This is a genomic window from Streptomyces katrae (assembly GCF_000717655.1).
Lineage (GTDB): Bacteria > Actinomycetota > Actinomycetes > Streptomycetales > Streptomycetaceae > Streptomyces > Streptomyces katrae_B.
This window is the reverse complement of sequence record NZ_JNZY01000023.1, coordinates 74,162-89,380: the sequence shown is the minus strand read 5'-3', so window position 1 is coordinate 89,380 and position 15,219 is coordinate 74,162. Positions and strand designations below refer to the sequence as shown.

The 15,219-nt window shown below is 70.5% G+C and carries 17 protein-coding genes and 2 pseudogenes; 10 read left to right on the top strand and 9 right to left on the bottom strand.

The window, feature by feature from the left end; translation table 11 throughout:
* The first annotated feature begins 468 nt into the window (after window positions 1-468).
* A complete protein-coding gene (locus IF09_RS0125550; RefSeq protein ID WP_234321148.1) occupies window positions 469-960 on the top strand; it encodes a hypothetical protein in 492 nt (163 codons plus the stop codon).
* A gap of 144 nt (window positions 961-1,104) precedes the next feature.
* Here the strand turns inward: IF09_RS0125550 and IF09_RS48535 are convergent.
* Window positions 1,105-1,239: pseudogene (locus IF09_RS48535) on the bottom strand (hypothetical protein); the annotation flags it as partial.
* Window positions 1,240-1,958: 719 nt separating this feature from the next.
* On the opposite strand from IF09_RS48535, the gene IF09_RS48530 reads away from it, so the two are divergent.
* The 5 genes from IF09_RS48530 (at window position 1,959) to IF09_RS0125530 (ending at window position 5,360) form a co-directional block, all read left to right on the top strand.
* Window positions 1,959-2,105 carry a hypothetical protein gene (locus IF09_RS48530; RefSeq protein WP_418953074.1) on the top strand — a complete coding sequence of 49 codons (147 nt, stop codon included), beginning with the start codon at window positions 1,959-1,961 and terminating at the stop codon, window positions 2,103-2,105.
* Between the two features lie 137 nt (window positions 2,106-2,242).
* The gene (locus IF09_RS0125545; protein WP_051832865.1) at window positions 2,243-3,547 is read left to right on the top strand and encodes a competence protein CoiA family protein; all 1,305 of its coding nucleotides are present in this window, start codon (window positions 2,243-2,245) and stop codon (window positions 3,545-3,547) included.
* Window positions 3,548-3,671: 124 nt separating this feature from the next.
* The gene (locus tag IF09_RS0125540) at window positions 3,672-4,022 is read left to right on the top strand and encodes a hypothetical protein (protein WP_030299504.1); all 351 of its coding nucleotides are present in this window, start codon (window positions 3,672-3,674) and stop codon (window positions 4,020-4,022) included.
* Window positions 4,023-4,134: 112 nt separating this feature from the next.
* Entirely contained in the window at window positions 4,135-4,281 is a 147-nt protein-coding gene (locus IF09_RS45815) for a hypothetical protein (protein WP_158710045.1), read from the top strand.
* Window positions 4,282-4,382: 101 nt separating this feature from the next.
* Window positions 4,383-5,360 (top strand): helix-turn-helix domain-containing protein, encoded by a 978-nt coding sequence (locus IF09_RS0125530; protein ID WP_030299503.1) that lies wholly within the window; start codon window positions 4,383-4,385, stop codon window positions 5,358-5,360.
* A 4-nt stretch (window positions 5,361-5,364) separates the two neighbouring features.
* On the opposite strand, the gene IF09_RS0125525 is transcribed toward IF09_RS0125530, so the two are convergent.
* Window positions 5,365-5,751 carry a hypothetical protein gene (locus IF09_RS0125525; protein WP_030299501.1) on the bottom strand — a complete coding sequence of 129 codons (387 nt, stop codon included), beginning with the start codon at window positions 5,749-5,751 and terminating at the stop codon, window positions 5,365-5,367.
* Between the two features lie 182 nt (window positions 5,752-5,933).
* Between IF09_RS0125525 and IF09_RS0125520 the strand changes: the two genes are divergently transcribed.
* Both IF09_RS0125520 and IF09_RS0125515 read left to right on the top strand, forming a co-directional pair.
* A complete protein-coding gene (locus IF09_RS0125520) occupies window positions 5,934-6,302 on the top strand; it encodes a PRC-barrel domain-containing protein (RefSeq protein WP_030299500.1) in 369 nt (122 codons plus the stop codon).
* Between the two features lie 22 nt (window positions 6,303-6,324).
* Complete coding sequence (locus tag IF09_RS0125515) at window positions 6,325-6,516, top strand: hypothetical protein (RefSeq protein WP_030299498.1); 192 nt, start codon at window positions 6,325-6,327, stop codon at window positions 6,514-6,516.
* Window positions 6,517-6,581: 65 nt separating this feature from the next.
* Here the strand turns inward: IF09_RS0125515 and IF09_RS0125510 are convergent, their stop codons facing one another.
* The 5 genes and pseudogenes from IF09_RS0125510 to IF09_RS0125495 form a co-directional block, all read right to left on the bottom strand.
* On the bottom strand, window positions 6,582-7,004 hold the full coding sequence (locus IF09_RS0125510; RefSeq protein ID WP_030299497.1) for a YjbQ family protein: 423 nt from the start codon (window positions 7,002-7,004) through the stop codon (window positions 6,582-6,584).
* Between the two features lie 221 nt (window positions 7,005-7,225).
* On the bottom strand, window positions 7,226-8,299 hold the full coding sequence (locus IF09_RS0125505) for a polyprenyl synthetase family protein (RefSeq protein WP_030299495.1): 1,074 nt from the start codon (window positions 8,297-8,299) through the stop codon (window positions 7,226-7,228).
* Window positions 8,300-8,714: 415 nt separating this feature from the next.
* Window positions 8,715-9,011: pseudogene (locus tag IF09_RS48525) on the bottom strand (aminotransferase class I/II-fold pyridoxal phosphate-dependent enzyme); the annotation flags it as partial.
* Window positions 9,012-9,218: 207 nt separating this feature from the next.
* Complete coding sequence (locus IF09_RS0125500; RefSeq protein WP_030299493.1) at window positions 9,219-9,821, bottom strand: HAD family hydrolase; 603 nt, start codon at window positions 9,819-9,821, stop codon at window positions 9,219-9,221.
* Between the two features lie 86 nt (window positions 9,822-9,907).
* Complete coding sequence (locus tag IF09_RS0125495; protein ID WP_063607425.1) at window positions 9,908-11,140, bottom strand: MFS transporter; 1,233 nt, start codon at window positions 11,138-11,140, stop codon at window positions 9,908-9,910.
* 171 nt (window positions 11,141-11,311) lie between these two features.
* On the opposite strand from IF09_RS0125495, the gene IF09_RS0125490 reads away from it, so the two are divergent.
* Window positions 11,312-12,079 (top strand): DeoR/GlpR family DNA-binding transcription regulator, encoded by a 768-nt coding sequence (locus IF09_RS0125490; protein WP_030299486.1) that lies wholly within the window; start codon window positions 11,312-11,314, stop codon window positions 12,077-12,079.
* 28 nt (window positions 12,080-12,107) lie between these two features.
* Window positions 12,108-12,620 carry a transposase gene (locus IF09_RS0125485; RefSeq protein ID WP_234321145.1) on the top strand — a complete coding sequence of 171 codons (513 nt, stop codon included), beginning with the start codon at window positions 12,108-12,110 and terminating at the stop codon, window positions 12,618-12,620.
* Between the two features lie 173 nt (window positions 12,621-12,793).
* On the opposite strand, the gene IF09_RS0125480 is transcribed toward IF09_RS0125485, so the two are convergent.
* Together IF09_RS0125480 and IF09_RS0125475 are read right to left on the bottom strand one after the other, a co-directional pair.
* Window positions 12,794-14,401 (bottom strand): MFS transporter, encoded by a 1,608-nt coding sequence (locus IF09_RS0125480; protein WP_051832863.1) that lies wholly within the window; start codon window positions 14,399-14,401, stop codon window positions 12,794-12,796.
* The gene (locus tag IF09_RS0125475) at window positions 14,398-15,189 is read right to left on the bottom strand and encodes a thioesterase II family protein (protein WP_158710044.1); all 792 of its coding nucleotides are present in this window, start codon (window positions 15,187-15,189) and stop codon (window positions 14,398-14,400) included. Before IF09_RS0125475 ends, IF09_RS0125480 begins: the two co-directional genes overlap by 4 nt.
* Window positions 15,190-15,219 lie beyond the last annotated feature (30 nt).

Sequence of the window (15,219 nt, the reverse complement as noted above, 5' to 3'; positions counted from 1 at the left end):
AGCCACGCCAGACTGATTGGGGCGAGGTGGAGCGAAGCCGTATCAAGTCGTTATTCAGGTGAGAAGCATCGGGCTCGACGAGGTGCTGCCGTTCTCATCGGCGACAGGCGAACCGATCCCGGTCGGCACCGACGAAGAGAGCGATCCCGAGGACCTCCTCAGGGGCAGGGAAGCCGGGCCCCTCCTCGGAGTTGCCGCAGGAATTTCTGCTCGTGCACTGCCTCTGGCTACCGGCCTGCCGCGCCGAGAGCGATCGGCCACGGCCGGACCTGGTGGCACCGGGGCATCGTTGAAGCCCGCCGAGACGGCGGTCAGCCATCGCAATCCCCGTCGGCGGCCCAGCGACCTCCGCAACCAGGCTCCTTGCTTCCCCGACGTCGTCGACTGGGTCATGCGTGCAGCCACACGGTGGGAGCTGCCAGGTGGCTGGTCCTCGCGGGGAGGGAGGTGCCGTGTTCTACGGTCTTGGTGGAGGTTTTGCGGTTCTGGGAGGAAGGGCGAAGCGTGGCCAGGTTGCTGGGGCAGCAGGAGCTGGATGCGCGGGTGGAGTTCCGGGCGTTCGGTTTTCAGGAGTCGGACGACAGCGTGGTGCCGGTGCCGTTCCCGGATGACTTCGACTGGGGGGTGTTCCTGCAGGAGCGTGTCCGCCGGTTCGATGTGTTCAGCGCTGGTCACACTCACACCGCCGCGGTGACAGCCCGTGTCTGGGACGGCCCGCCCGACCACGAGGATGGCGAGTGGGAGGAGCAGGGGGAGATCGACTACGAGTCGGTCACGGGCGAGGTGGCGGTGTGGGGGAGCGGCCGTGCCGAGGAGCTGATCCGGCTTGGCCGCGGGGGGATGTGGCGGGTGAGGGTCCGCTGCGCGGGCAGGGCGGAGGTGGAGCGTGTGACGCGGGATGAGGGCACGGCGTACGGCGTGGAGCGGTACGTGATCGATTTCTGGCCGAAGGCCGGATGAGGGCGGGGCCCGGCACACCCCTGTACCGGGCCCTGCTGTTGGACGTCTGTGCCAGTTGATCTTTACGATGAAGCCGTCTTCGGGTCCGTCGATGATGCGGTGGGCGTTGTAGAAGCCGCGCAGCAGGGTTCCGCCGGCTCCGTTCTGGTCGCCGGGGACGGGCTGGACGGAGAAGTTGTTCTTCTCGACGTGGGGGTCGTACTCGTCGATCGCGGATCCTTCGTAGGTGGAGGCGAAGGGGAACTCGTCGCACTCCCTTGCCGCCGTCGGTGTAGTTGGCTCCCCAGTAGCGCTTGCACTCGCGGACCGAGACGGGCCGGTTGCGGTCGAGGCGCTTCGTCTTCGTTACCGGCAGAGTCTTGCTCGTCACAGGCGTTGCGGCCGCCGGCCAGTCGACGGCGATGTCGCCCTTGAGACCGATCTTCAGACCTGACACCCCGGTACTGCCTCTGCGACAGCCAGCCATGAGCGCACGGGCGAGGAGGCCCGGCTCGCGGATGTTGCGGCCGCCCACCTGGCTGCCTGCGGCGTCGGCCTGCAGATGCTCGACATACAAAGGAGCAGGCAGGAGGCAGAGATGAAGGCTGCGAAGCGGGTTCAGCGCGGACCCCGGAAAGCCTGGCTCTGCTCCGCTGTCGTGCGCCGGCGACGGAGATGCGCAGGCTCGTGCGGAGCCTGTGTCGTGCGGCGGACCACGCCGGGGACCTCCTTGCCCCTGACGAGGTAAGCAAGATTACCGAGTGGAAGGCGCGCGCAGGTCTCGAGGATCCGGGCAGGTCCGAACCCGAGGCGCCGGCGCGTCCGAAGGTGCCATCGCCGCGGCACGAGCTGGTGGCCCGCCGGTTTTGGATCAAGGAACACTGCCCACGCTGCTTCGCCGTCGTGGGCAAGGACTGTGTGAACGACGACCGGATGGGCCGCAGAAGGGTCCGGCCATACCCACACGACGAGCGTGTTCAGCCCATCCTGGATGAGCGCGCGCAGCGGAGCAGCGCAGAATGAGTTCCCGGTCTCCCGGCTCGCCGGCCGTGCTGGCTGTGGCGTGTCCCGACTGCGGAAGGGAAGCCGGCCAGGTTTGTAGCTCTCCCCGTGGCTCGCACTGGGGACGAGTGGAGCGTGCTGCCGGGCGAGGGGGACGGCACTGAAGTGGCTCTTGCCTGGCGGGGGATAGGCAGGCAACGTTGATCGACAAGGCCGTGCTCAGTCGGTACGCGGTGGCGCGAGAGGGCGTGGGGCCGTCTTTGGCTGGGGACGCTGGTGGTGAGGCGCATAAGGGGGCTTGATGGGGTATACCGCTGTACATCCGTTATGGGGCAGGCTGGACGCGTCGCTGGACGATCTCGGGTGTGGTCGCGCCTGGACGGACGTCCATCGCGTCAAGGGGCTGGAGCTGGCGTGTCCGGAGTGCCGGGGACGGGTCTTCGCCCGGGTATCCCAGTACAGCGCCCGGCACTTCTACCACCAGGTGCGGCCGAAGGACTGCGAGCTGGCGAACGAGTCGCCTGAGCACCACCTGCTGAAGCTGGAGCTGGCCCTGGCTGCCCGGGCAGCGGGCTGGCGGGCGGACCTGGAAGTCAGCAGCGAGGCCCGGAACTGGCGCGCCGACGTGATGGTCTTCGACGAGCACGGCCGTCCCTTCATGGCATTGGAGGCGCAGCTGTCGCCGATGACGCCGCAGGACGCCCAGATGCGCACGGACCGCTATGCGCAGGACGGGGTGGCGGTGTGCTGGGTCGCCTTGACGGACCGGCCGTGGGAGAGGGTCGTACCCTCGTTGCGGGTGCGCTTCCCACAGCAGCGCGGCGAGACCTGGACGGTGTGGCACGGGATGGTGCGCTACGCCTGGGCGCCGCGCACCTTGAAGGCGAAGGCGAAGTGGGAGCACATAACCTGCTCGCTCGGTGACGCGATCAAGTGGGTCCTTGAAGGACAGGTACACGTTCACACCGGCGTGAACGGCGCGGTGTGGTGGACGGCTCCCGCGTACGAGCGCATGGCCGTCGCCCGCGCCCAACTGGAGGCTGAGGCCGAAGCCGTTACACGGGCAGCCGACGCCGAGCGTCGCCGCCAGGAGGCCGAGGAACGGGCCGCTGCTGCTGCTCAACGTCGCCAAGCGGCCGAGGAGCGTGTGCGAGAACGGAAGCGCGAGCGGGCGGCGGAGTTGCAGCGGCTGGCTGGCTTCTTCGAGTACGCCGGCCTGGATGCCTTGGTGTGGGAGCCCTTCACACAGATGGTCCGTTCCGCTTCGGGCAAGGCGATCACCTACGGCGATCAGAGCCCGGCCCACGGCCGCGGGCTGCTCGTCTACTCCCGGGCGACGGGAGGAAGCGGCGGGTTCAACCTGGCCGGCGTGGTGTGCCCTGATCCGAAAGCGCTCGCCCGGTGGCCGAGAGATCTGACGATCCTGGTACCGAATCACACTTGGCTCTCACGTATCCAGGCTGCCGCCAGGAGCCCGCTGAAGGTCGCTGTGCTGAACCCGGTCACCAGGCGCAGCGACTTCGTCCGGGTCGCCCCGTACGGGACTGCGGATTCACCGGTTGGGCCCGTTGGGCTCGGTTGGTCCAACAGGCCCAACAGCGCGTGACCAGACCGGCCCGTGCCGTCGGTTGGCGTGACTCGGTGCCGTATCCGTTCGACTCTTCGGAAGCGCCTCCGGATAGATCAGGCGGCGCCGATACTGGCCCGACGCCTATCGGAAGGAGTCCGACGTGATCGACGACGAGCAGCAGCTCGCCGCCCTCCTCGACGCCCTGCCCGGACGGTACGAGGCCCGGTTCTGGCGCGATCTCAAGGAAGCCGCGGGCATGTACCGCATACGTTCGACGATGTCCTCCGCTGTCCGCGACGCTGAGGACGGCGACTTCGAACCCCTTGCCGAACTCGTCCTCGAGGCTTGTGGTAACGATGCCCGGCACGAGGCGGTCACGGCCGTCCTCGCTGGCCACCTCGGTGGGACCCTGCAAGCTCGCGGCTGGGTCGTCGACGCCCTCGCCATCGCCGGGCGGATCACCCGTGCCAACGCTGATGCCCCGCTCGAATCCCTCGCCGAGAAGTGGTGAATCCGGGCCCGACTCGTCGGCAACCGCAGCTCGTATGCTGACTCGTCCGACCCGACCAGGCTCTTTTTGAGCACGCTGAAGCTGACAGATCCGCGCTTGCCGCGTCGTCGACATGGAAATTCGTGTCTCCACGCTGCCCCTCAACCCCCACTGCGCCCTCTCCCCGCACGCCGCGGGCATGACCCGTTCGGCGATGCGGGAGGCCTCGCGCAGACTCGTCGCCGAGTTGCCGCGCTACGTCGAGGAGGGCGCCGGATAGGACCTCTTCCGCGACGTCCCGTCGAGGCTTCCGCAGCACGTACGCTTGAACCGCGCGGCCCTGCCGTGCCCCGGCCCCCGTGGAAGAGGACGCCCATCGCCATGCTTGATCAGTCGCACGCCGACCCTTCGGACGGGCACAGCTTCCGTACCACCGAAGTGGACGTCGCACGCGACTGGCTGAAGGCGGCCTACGGGACGAGCCTGCGCATGAAGACGCCCGCCCCCCACAGCTCCTTCCGTTACGCCCGCACCAACGCCGGTCCTGTGTCGCTCAGCACCCTCGCGCTGCCCACGGAGTACGCCTACGCCACCCGTCCCCTCGGGGCCGTGGCCGTCACGCACGTGGTCGGCGGCCGCATGGTCGGGGAGTGCGCGGACGACGTCACCGAAGCCGGGCCGGGCGACGTCCTCGCGATCTCGCAGCCCCACCTCCCCTACGCGGGACGGGTGTTCGCGGCCGAGCTGCGCGCCGTGACCGTACCGATCGCCCTCGTGGAAGAGGTCGCGGGCCGCCCACCCGGGCACACCGCCCGTCCGCTGCGCTTCAGCCGCTTCACTCCCGTGTCGAAGGCCATGGCCGACCAGTGGAAGAGGACCGTCGGCTACGTGGAGGAGAGCGTCCTGGCCCTGCCGGAGGGCGGAGAACGGCTCGTGGTCGACGCCGCCGCCAGGATGCTCGCCGCGGTCCTGCTGGCTGCCTTCCCCACCGACGCCCACCCCGATCCCGTGCTCGCGGACACCCGGGACGCGACGCCGCAGACCGTCCGCCGGGCCGTCGCCTTCATGGAGTCGCAACCGGACGGCGAAATCGGCCTGGCCGACATGGCAGCTGCCGCAGGGGTCACTCCCCGGGCCCTCCAGTACGCCTTCCGGAGCCATCTCGACACGACCCCGATGGCCTACCTGCGCCGCGTACGCCTGGCCCTGGCCCGTGCCGACCTGGTCGCGGCGGATCCCGCGCGGGACACCGTCACGGCCATCGCCCACCGCTGGGGCTTCCACCATCAGGGGCGTTTTTCCGCCGCCTACCGAGAGGCCTACGGCGAGCTTCCCCGCCGCACCCTCGCCGGGGCCTGAGCATTCAGCGTCGCGCTCGGCCCCCTCCGTCCGCCGGAGTCGTTCCGGGCCGCAGGACGAGGAGGCACTCCTCGCGGGTGGCGACAGCGAAGCCCGCATCGCGCAGGACCACGGCGAGGGCAGTCCGCAGCGCCTCGCGCAGGCCCGCCAGGGCGGTGAACCGGGACAGGTCCTCCTCGTGGCCGTGGATCCGGAGGGTCGGCCTCAGCACCTCGCGGGCGACCCACCCCACCATGACACCGTCGGGGGCCGCCCATACACGCAGTCCGTCCCCCTCCGCCGACGAGGTGTCGAACCCGGCCCGGGCAAGGATGCGCCGGACCCGCGCGCAGTCGTCGTCGCGCCTTTCCTCGGAGGGCTCGGTGGTCGGTTCGGCCTGTCGCGGTGGCATGTGCCCAGTTCAGCCTCCGCGGGCTTGAGGAGAAAGCCGCTGAGCGAACGAGATCCGCACGCGGCAGCCGCACAACGAAACAGTCGTCCGACCGGCCGCGCCCGTGTGAGACCTGAAAGGCGGGGCAGGCGCGGTGTCGTGCAAGGCAGCACATCCGAGCCGAGCAGAAGGGACCACTCGTCATGACCGGGAACGTGTGGGGTTACCGCGGGACGTCCGGCCACCTGCAGGGCGTCGATCTGAGCGGATTCAAGGTCGAGGCCGTCGACGGCGGCATCGGCAAGGTGGACAAGCATTCGGACGAGGCCGGCTCCGCGTACATCGTGGTCGACACCGGCCCGTGGATCTTCGGCAAGGAGGTCCTCCTTCCGGCCGGCACCGTCTCGCGGATCGACGTGGACGAGGAGAGGATCTACATCGACCGGACGAAGGAGCAGATCAAGAACGCTCCCGAGTTCCACCGCGACACGCACCTCGAGGACGCCGGCTACCACGACGAACTCACCGCCTACTACCGGGTCGGCGACGCCTTCGGCGGCCGTCCCCTCTGAACCGCCGCAAGGAGCACGCGAGATGACCGAGCACAAGAAGCACCGGCGCACCACCCCGCCCTCCAAGGCGCCGGGGGAGAGCGGCGACCGCGAGGCGCGCAAGGAAGCCGAGGAGGCCGTCGCCCCGGGCAGCCGGGATGGGGAGGCGGGGGACGCCCTCACCCCGAACACCGACGCCCAGCGCCGTACGGCCGACCGCGACCGCCGGCGGTGACGGCTCCGGCTGCGGCTCCCCGGCGCTCCTGAGGCGCCGGGGAGCCGCCGCACGGCACTGGGTCCTCAGCCGAGGAAGGACAGCCGTACGGTGCGCTGCGGGTTGTCCCCGTTGGTGTCCACCAGGACGACCGACTGCCAGGTTCCCAGCGCGAGTTCGCCCCCGACGACCGGCAGTGTGGCGTGCGGCGGCACGAGCGCCGGGAGCACGTGGTCGCGGCCGTGGCCGGGGGAGCCGTGCCGGTGGCGCCAGCGGTCGTCGGCGGGGAGCAGCGTGCGCAGGGCGTCCAGCAGGTCGTCGTCGCTGCCGGCGCCCGTCTCGATGACGGCGAGCCCGGCCGTCGCGTGCGGGGTGAACACGTTGAGGAGCCCGTCGCGCCCGCGGGCGACGTCGCGGAGGAAGCGGGCGCAGGCGGCGGTCAGATCGTGGACGGCCTCGGCGGAGCCGGTGGTGACGTCGATGGTCCGGGTGGTGAAGTGGTCTGTCATCCCTCCATCCTCGCGCGGGGCCGGCGGCCGGCCGCCAGGCGCGCGGCATTGCGCGACGCGGCTCGCCCGCCACCCCTTGCCCCGGACACCCGGCCACAGAGCCTCCCGAACAGAACCTTCCGACACGCCCGATTCCGGCGTGCGCAGCGCCTCCCCGGGAGGGATCACCATGGATCGCCGGGGGGAGGCGCCGCGGCGGCCGGACGGATGCCCTGAGCGATTCACTGCACCGTGTGGGCGACCACGTGGGGCAGGTGTGTGAAGAAGGAGACGGCTTCCGTACGCCAGTGGGGCGTCCATGCGGCGGCTTCGGCGGTGGCGTTCTGCGCGTGGCGCCGGATGTCGGCGCGTATCCGGGCGTCGATGCCGTGGCGCCGCGCGAGGTCGCGGATGTGGTCGACGGACTCCCGGGGGCAGTCGACGTCGCCGAGCGCCTTCTCCACCACCGCCCGCTCGGCACCGTCCGTGGCGGCCAGTACGGCGCGCACGGCGTACGTGCGCCGCCCCGCACGGATGTCGGAGCCCGGGCCGGCACCCCCTTCCCCGAAGAGGTCGAGGTAGTCGTTGCGCATCTGGCCGGCTATGCCGAGCGCGGTGGCATAGCGGCGCAGCCGTTCGTCGTCGGCGGCGAGGTCGGCGCCCGCAGCCAGCAGGCCCAGGCGAAGGGGCGCAAGGATCGAGTACCGGGTGGACTTGAACTCGGTGACGCAATGGAGCAGTTCCTCGTCCGGCAGCGGACTGGAATCCCGTTCCAGGTCGATGATCTGCCCGGCGACGGTCTGGGCGCCGGTGTCCAGCTGGACCCTGAGCATGGCCTGCTTCACCTCGGCCGACGCGGCGCCGTCGAGCAGGACGCGTACGGACAGGAACGCGGCGAGGTCGCCCGCGAGGATGGCCAGCGCCGAGGCGGTGCGCTCGTCGTCCGGGAACTCCTGCCGGTACGCGTAGTAGGTGGAGGGACCGCCGCGCCGTTCGGGGCTGTCGTCGATGATGTCGTCGTGGACGAGCCCGTGCGTCTGCAGGAGTTCCAGGCTGAGCGCGGCCTCGTCCAGGCCGGGAACCTCCCCCTCGGTCACCAGCCGCGCCGCCTCGTAGACGAGGGCCGGACGCAGCCGCTTGCCGCCCCGCAACGACAGCTCCCGCAGCAGCTCCAGGGCGCGCGGCGTGTAACGCCCCAGGGTGGGGCCGCCCATGCGGTCCGCCACTTCGTCGAAGTACGTTGCGAAGCGGGCGTCGAACCGTCGCGCGTGCTCGGCGGCGCGTCGGGCCGCGGCGGCCACGGGGGTGTCGTGCACGGGGCCGACCTTTCGGTGAGCGAGCGGGAGCGCGGGGTCGGCCGGCCGGCCGAGGAGAACGATCGCCAAACCTATCAGCGGGGTCGAGGAAGGCTCCCGGCGCCGCCTCGTCCAGAGCAGCAGTCGGAAACCGGCGGCGCCGCCGGAGACCGTGCCTGCCGGGGGCCGACGGGCGACCGGCAGGCGGAGCAGTGCTGCGACGCGCTCCGGCGGCTCGGGGTTCCCGGTAGCGGGCGACGGCCGAGAGGAAGGCGTCGTTCTCCTCCCGGAGGCGACCGTGACGCGTACCCCGGCTCCCGGGAACGCGCGCACCAGCACACCGTGGCGGGCGCAGAACTCCTCGAACTCGGCGGCTCGTTCCCCCAGCGCATCCACACGAAGTAGGCCTGCGAGGGGGTCGCCGGCTGCTCCCGGCCCGGACGAGCCGGGCGTACAGCCGGTTCCGCTCCCGGATCACCGCCGCCGAGCGCGCGCGTACGTCCTCGGGGCGGTCGAGGGCGGCGAGCGCGGCGGCCTGGGCGAGCCTGCTGACCGCGAACGGAACGGACACCTTGTGCACCGCGGACACCACCGCAGGTGCCGCCACGCAGTAGCCGATGCGTACTCCGGCCGGCCCGTACGCCTTGGAAAGGGTGCGCACCACCGCGAAGTTCGGGCGTTCCCGGACCAGGTCGAGCCCGTCCGGGCACGCCCGGATCTCCAGGTACGCCACGAGCGGCGCGACCGGCGGCGCGTCGGGGTCGAGCAGGACATCGCGGTCGTACACCGGCCGGGACCCGACGAGGGTCTTCGTAGCGCCAGACGCCGCCCTGGACCAGCAGCGCGCCGACGAGTCCCCGGCCGGTCTCGATCTCCCGGCGCGGGGGCGGGAAACAGCCGTCCACGGTGGCGCACAGGACGAAGAGCTGCGCTGTCGCCATCACGGCGACACGGCCTCCAAGGCGGCTCGCAAGTCTTCCGGGGAGCTGAACACGTGTCCCTGTAGACCGACTTCGCGTGCCGCCCGCACGTTGTCCGCGCGGTCGTCGACGAACAGGATCTCCTCGGGGGGCAGCCCGAGTTCCCGGATGCACCACTGGTAGGCGGCAGCCTCCGGCTTCGCGCTGCCGATCCGGCAGGAGAGTCCGCGCACCGCGAATCTCTCGAGCCAGGGCTGGGTTGCCTCGTACCGGGCGGCCAGTTCCTCGGGGATGTTGGAGAGGAGCCCGAGGACGAACCCCCGGTCGGCGAGGTGGCCGAGCAGGTCCACGGTGTGCTGGTCGATCTCGCTCCAGCTGGCGAGGTCGGCGGCGATCAGATCCGCGGTCAGGCGGGCGTCGAGGGGGAGTCCCAGCTGCGCGCAGACCTTCTGCCAATAGCCGGGGCCGGTCAGTTCCCCGCGGTCGTAGGGGGCGCGCTGCGCCCAGTACGCCTCCCAGAAGTGGTCGGGGTCGCCGCCGGCCGTGCGCTCGAGTGCGCCCTGCGACTCGGCTGACTGCACCCGGGCGATGACGCCGAACATGTCGAAGAGAACGGCTTTCATGTTTCGGACTTCCTCCTGTCGCTGGTGCTGCTCGTGTTCCGCAAGTTCCGCAAGTTCCGCATGGTCCTCTTGGTCCTCGTCTTTCCTCAGGTTCGGGGGGCGGCGACGGCATCGCTGCGTCCGGTCGTGCCGGGGCGGTCCACCCCACCGGGATCGGGGGCGTTGCGCCGCAGCCACAGGCTCAGGACGCCGCACACCGCGGCGAGCACGAACAGGACCAGGGGCACCGGCGTCACGTCCATCGTGTCGATGACACCGCCCAGCAGCGGCGGGAAGGCCACGCCGCCGATCATCGAGGCGGCGATCACGTAGGCACCGGCCGCGGTCACGCTGGGGACGGCGCGGTTCAGCCAGGGCAGGCAGGTCGGGAAGATCGGCGCGATCATCAGCCCGACGCCGAAGTACGCGTACGGGGCGAGGGCGGGCACCGTCGCCAGGAGCAGGAAGCCGGCCATGCCCGCGCAGCAGACGATCAGGATCGAAGGCGCGGACCAGCGCAGGCTGAGCGGCGCGACGACGAACCGGCCGACGGTCATCGCCGCCCAGTAGGCGGAGGTCGCGGTGGCGGCGGTGGCCGCACCGTAGCCCACGGCTTCGAGGTGGGTGGGCTCCCAGCCGCCGACGCCGGTCTCGATGGCGACGTGCAGCACGTAGATGCCGATGAACACCGCGATGATCGGGAGCACCCGGGCGCCGCCCGTCGAGGCGCCCTCGGCCGGGGCCGGCCGGGGCTCCCGGAGGGCCACCCCGCCCAGGGTGAACAGGATCAGCAGGCTGATCGCGCCGATGCCGAGGAAGATGTCGGGGTAGTGGTCCGCGCCGAGCCAGCCGATCAGGGCCGGGCCGGCGATGGCGCCGACACCGAAGTGTCCGTTGAGCAGGTTGAGCATGGCGGTGCTGCGGCGGCCGAACCCGACGGCGAAGAGCTGGTTGAGGCCGTAGTCGATGCCGCCGAAGCCGAGGCCGATGACGAACGTGCCGGCGAGCGCCAGTGTCCAGTTCGGCGAGAAGGCGAAGACGGCCGCACCGGCCGCCATGAGCACGTAGGAGCCGCCGAGCAGCATCCGGTTGTTCAGCCGGCCCCGCAGGAGGTGGTAGACCAGCACGCCCACCAGTGCGCCGACGAAGTGGGCGCTGAGACTGAGCCCGGCCACGGCGGGGCTGACGCCGTACTCCTCCCGCAGGGCCGGGATCGCCGGTCCATAGAGGGCCTGCAGGGCGCCGATCACCACGAACGCCACGCACGAGGCGATGATCGCGACGGTGGTGAGGAGGGGCCTCCCCGCTTCCGGCAGGTCGGCCTCACTGGGGGAGGACATCGCTCTCCTCATCGGTCTTAGTCGAATGAACATCTTCGACGTTCAAAGCTGCCTGAAATTCACACTATGCCGCTCACGATACTCACTCAAAATGTTCGTTTCAACAGTTCAGATGTGCGGAACGCGCATCAGGGGGCGCTTGAGTGCTCCGTCTGTGCTAAAAGCAGACACATGAACGTGATGGAGAGGCACAAGTTCGTCGTGGGGCTGCTCGTGCAGCAGAACCGCGCGACCGTGGCCGAGCTGGCCCAGGCCACCGGGGCGTCCGAGATGACCATCCGGAGGGACCTGGAGGTACTGGAGTCCCGGGGCGCCCTGCGCCGGGTGCGCGGCGGCGCCGTGAGCAGCCTGCCCGGCGGCGTCGAGCCGCCCTATGCGGTCCGGGCCATGTCCGGGGCGCAGGCCAAGGAGCGGCTGGCTCGCGCCGTGGTCGATCTGCTCACCGACGGCGAGACCGTCGCCCTGGACACCGGCACCACCGCCGTGGCCGTCGCCAAGGCCATGGCCGGCCGCCAGTTCACGGTCACCCCTCTCTCCCTGCATGCCGCCTTCGTCCTCTCCGGGCATTCCGGCATCCAACTGGTGATGCCCGGCGGTCAGGTACGCCCCGAGGAGCTGTCGTTCTACGGACACGCCCCCGTGCAGACCTTCAAGGACCTGTGCTTCGACACGTTCGTCCTGGGTTGCTGCGGTATCGACCCGGTGCAGGGCGCCACCGCCTACAACCTCGACGACGTGCAGGTGAAGCGGGCCGCGGTGGCCGCGGCGCAGCGGGTCGTCCTCGTCGCCACTGCCGACAAGATCGGCCGCACCGCGCTGGGCCGCATCTGCTCGATGGAGGAGATCGCCCTCGTCGTCACGGACGCCCCCGCCGACTCTCCCGCGGTCGAAGCGCTGAGGGAGTTGGGGGTCGAGGTGGTCCATCCGGCGAACGGCTGAACCCAAGGACGGCACTGCTTCGCCCGGGGTGGCCCGCCAGTACTCCGGCACGTTGGGCAAGGTCGGCAACTGCCAGATCGGTGTCAGCGTCCACGCCGCCTCGGACACGGCTTCGTGCCCGCTGTCACGGCGGCTGTTCCTGCCCGCCGCATGGGACGGGCCCCAGGCCGCCGCACGCCGGGCTGCCTGCCGGATCCCCGACAGTGAACATCACCGACCGAAGTGGCAGCTCGCGCTGGAGATGCTCGACGAGATGTCCGCGATCGGCCTGCGGCCCGCCGCACTGGTCGCCGACGCCGGCTACGGCGCGAACGCCGACTTCCGTCACGGCCTGGAGGACCGGGCTCTGGCCTACGTCCTGCAGGTCAAGGGCGAGATGACCGCCCACGGTGAGGATGCCGAGCCGCATCAGCCCGCCTACAGCGGGCTCGGGCCCCGCCCTCTGCCCCGAGCTCGAGAAGGCCGTTATCCCGCCAGGGAGTTCGTTGCCGTCCTTGGGGCGTTGCGGATGTGGTCTGGCTGGTCGGACCCCGACACCTGAGCGGCGTAGAAGCGCCCGCCGACGAATCCGTACAGAGCTTCCCGGCTGTTCCGCCGCGGCGACAGCGGCTCGGCGAGGAGTACTGGGGTGGGTCGACGCTTCATCTCGTGTGGATGCTGTGCCCCGCCGACACGACGACTACAGCGGTCGAATCCGGCGGGATCGGTCTGCCCTCATTTCGCGTCCATCTGTGGGGGCGGCACCGCCCCGAGGACCGCACCCCGGCCTTGCCGAGGGGCGTGAGGGGCAGTGGGAAGAGCCTGACACGTCGGTGAGGGCAGGAGGAACGTGGCGGCCACGGCAGCGAGGAGAGTGGCCGCGGCGGCCAGGAAGGCCGTGCCGGTCAGGCCGGCGACGAAGGATTCGTGTGCCGCTGCGAGGAGTTCCTCGCGCAGGGAGTCGGGCAGTGTGGGGGCGGTGTCGATCGGCGTGAGGCCTTGGTGGGTGACGGTCTGAGCCAGGGATGCGGGCACGTCGGTGCCGGCGAGGCGGTCGGCCATGCGGTGGCTGTGGATCGTCACGAGGAGAGATCCTTGTACGGCTACGCCCAGTGCCGAGCCGATCTGACGTGTGGCGTCGTTGATGGCTGAGCCGAGTCCGGCACGATCGCCCGGGGTTGCTCCCATGACGGTCTCCGTCGCGGCCGCTGCCGACAGACCCGCGCCCACGCCCGCGACCGTCTGGAAGACGACGAGATGGCCGTACGCGGAGTTGGCGGTCGTGGTGGCGAGGAAGGCGAAGGCGGCCGTCGCGACGATCAGCCCTGCCACGATCGTGAACCGATTTCCCCACCGGGCTGCGAGCGGCAGGCTGCCCGCGGCCCCGATCACGAGTCCGGCCGGGAGTGCCAGGGTTCGTAGCCCTGCCTGCCAGGGTGTGTAGCCCAGTACCCCTTGCAGGTAGAGGGTGGTGATGAACAGGGCTCCGAACAGGGAGAACGACATCAGCGCCAGAACTGCGGCCCCCACCATCACGGAGGGACGGCGCAGCAGGGAGAGCGGCAGCATCGGATGCCGGGCAGTGGCCTGTCGGGCGGTGAACGCCGTGAGCAGCAGGCCGGCAGCACCGAAGGCCGCCAGGACGGGTGCTCCGGTCCAGCCGTGGGTGGGGGCTTCGATGAAGGCCCATACCAGGGACAGCAATCCGGCGGCGGACGTGAGGGCGCCGGGCACGTCGATGGGTTTGCCCGATCCGCGCGACTCGGGCACCACCAGCACAGCGAGCACGACCGTGACGGCGATGACGGGCAGGTTGATCCAGAAGCCGGCGCGCCAGGAGAAGTGCTCGACGAGCCAACCGCCGATCACGGGTCCGGTGAGACCGCCCGCGCCGAGAACCGCCGTCCATGCCGCGATGGCCCGTCGGCGCAGCTGTGGTTCGGGAAAGAGGTTGTGGATGGTCGACAAGGTGGCGGGCATCAGCAGGGCCGCTCCCGCGCCCATGCCGCCGCGTGCCGCGATCACCTGCTCCGGTGTCCGGGCGAGGGCGCCCAGCAGTGACGCTCCAGCACACAGTGCCAGTCCGATGACGAAGGCGCGCCGACGTCCGATGCGGTCGGTCAGTGCACCTGCCGTCAGGACAGTACCGCCCAGGACGAGGGCGTAGCCGTCGACGATCCACTGGATCTGGGCCATCGACGGCCGGAGATCGGCCTGCAGATCGGGGACGGCGACATTGAGCATGGTCATGTCTATGCCCAGGAGGAACAGGCCCAGGCACACGGTCAGCGTCGCCGCCCAACGCCGGAGGTCACCCGATGGCGGCGTCGTGGTCGCGCTCACGGCTGGGTTGCGTATCGCCTGGCGGCGAGGAGGTCCTTACCGAGCCGGTCGGTCAACTCGCGTGCCTGGTCACGGGGGTAGGCATGGGAGCCGGGGAAAATGCGGGGTGTGACCGGCTGAGCTGACAGGTCGCTCCAGGTATGCAGGAACTCTGGAGGGAAGACGGCGTCGTCGCGGGCGCCGTACAGGGAGAGCGGCAGGTCCAGGGGCGGTTCGTCGTACTGGTGGTACTGCAGTGCCATCAGAATGTCCGCGAGGAACGGTGTGTACGCCGTGGCCATGGCTCGGGGATCGGCCAGGAGTTCCTCCGGAATGGGGCCGTAGAGGTCAGCCAAGCGTGCGCGACCGGCGAGCATGACCCGGGCGAGCTGTGCGATGGGCACGTCGAGGTGTGGGGCGGGCCACGCGGACAGCGCGAGGAGCAGGGGGCCGCGGTGTTGCCTGCGACGCAGGACGCGTGTGGTGGCGTAGGCAAGCAGGGCTCCGACGCAGTGCCCGAACAGGGCGAACGGTCGGCGGTCGTCCACTTCATGGATCACCTCGGCCAACCGGTCGGCGACCTCGTGCGGGTCGGTCAGACACAGCTGCTCGGCGAGCGCTCCGCGGCCCGGCAACTGCACGGCGAACAGATCCACCGTCTCGGGGAGATGCTCGGCCCAGGTTCGGTAGAAGGCGGGACCCAGACCCGCAGGTGGTACGCATACCAAGCGCAGAGTCGCGGCGGGCCGACGGGTGATCGCGACGAGCGAAGGCCGGCCGGCCAGGTTGTGGCCGATGGGCGATGCCACGAGATGGTGTCCCCTCAGGTCTGCAACGGG

Excerpts from the sequence above, each read along its gene's own strand:
- IF09_RS48530 (WP_418953074.1), top strand. The coding sequence starts at position 1,959 with ATGAGTTCCCGGTCTCCCGGCTCGCCGGCCGTGCTGGCTGTGGCGTGT.
- IF09_RS0125500 (WP_030299493.1), bottom strand. The coding sequence starts at position 9,821 with ATGAAAGCCGTTCTCTTCGACATGTTCGGCGTCATCGCCCGGGTGCAG.
- IF09_RS0125545 (WP_051832865.1), top strand. The coding sequence starts at position 2,243 with ATGGGGTATACCGCTGTACATCCGTTATGGGGCAGGCTGGACGCGTCG.
- IF09_RS0125490 (WP_030299486.1), top strand. The coding sequence starts at position 11,312 with ATGAACGTGATGGAGAGGCACAAGTTCGTCGTGGGGCTGCTCGTGCAG.
- IF09_RS0125530 (WP_030299503.1), top strand. The coding sequence starts at position 4,383 with ATGCTTGATCAGTCGCACGCCGACCCTTCGGACGGGCACAGCTTCCGT.
- IF09_RS0125520 (WP_030299500.1), top strand. The coding sequence starts at position 5,934 with ATGACCGGGAACGTGTGGGGTTACCGCGGGACGTCCGGCCACCTGCAG.
- IF09_RS0125525 (WP_030299501.1), bottom strand. The coding sequence starts at position 5,751 with ATGCCACCGCGACAGGCCGAACCGACCACCGAGCCCTCCGAGGAAAGG.
- IF09_RS0125515 (WP_030299498.1), top strand. The coding sequence starts at position 6,325 with ATGACCGAGCACAAGAAGCACCGGCGCACCACCCCGCCCTCCAAGGCG.
- IF09_RS45815 (WP_158710045.1), top strand. The coding sequence starts at position 4,135 with ATGGAAATTCGTGTCTCCACGCTGCCCCTCAACCCCCACTGCGCCCTC.
- IF09_RS0125510 (WP_030299497.1), bottom strand. The coding sequence starts at position 7,004 with ATGACAGACCACTTCACCACCCGGACCATCGACGTCACCACCGGCTCC.
- IF09_RS0125495 (WP_063607425.1), bottom strand. The coding sequence starts at position 11,140 with ATGTCCTCCCCCAGTGAGGCCGACCTGCCGGAAGCGGGGAGGCCCCTC.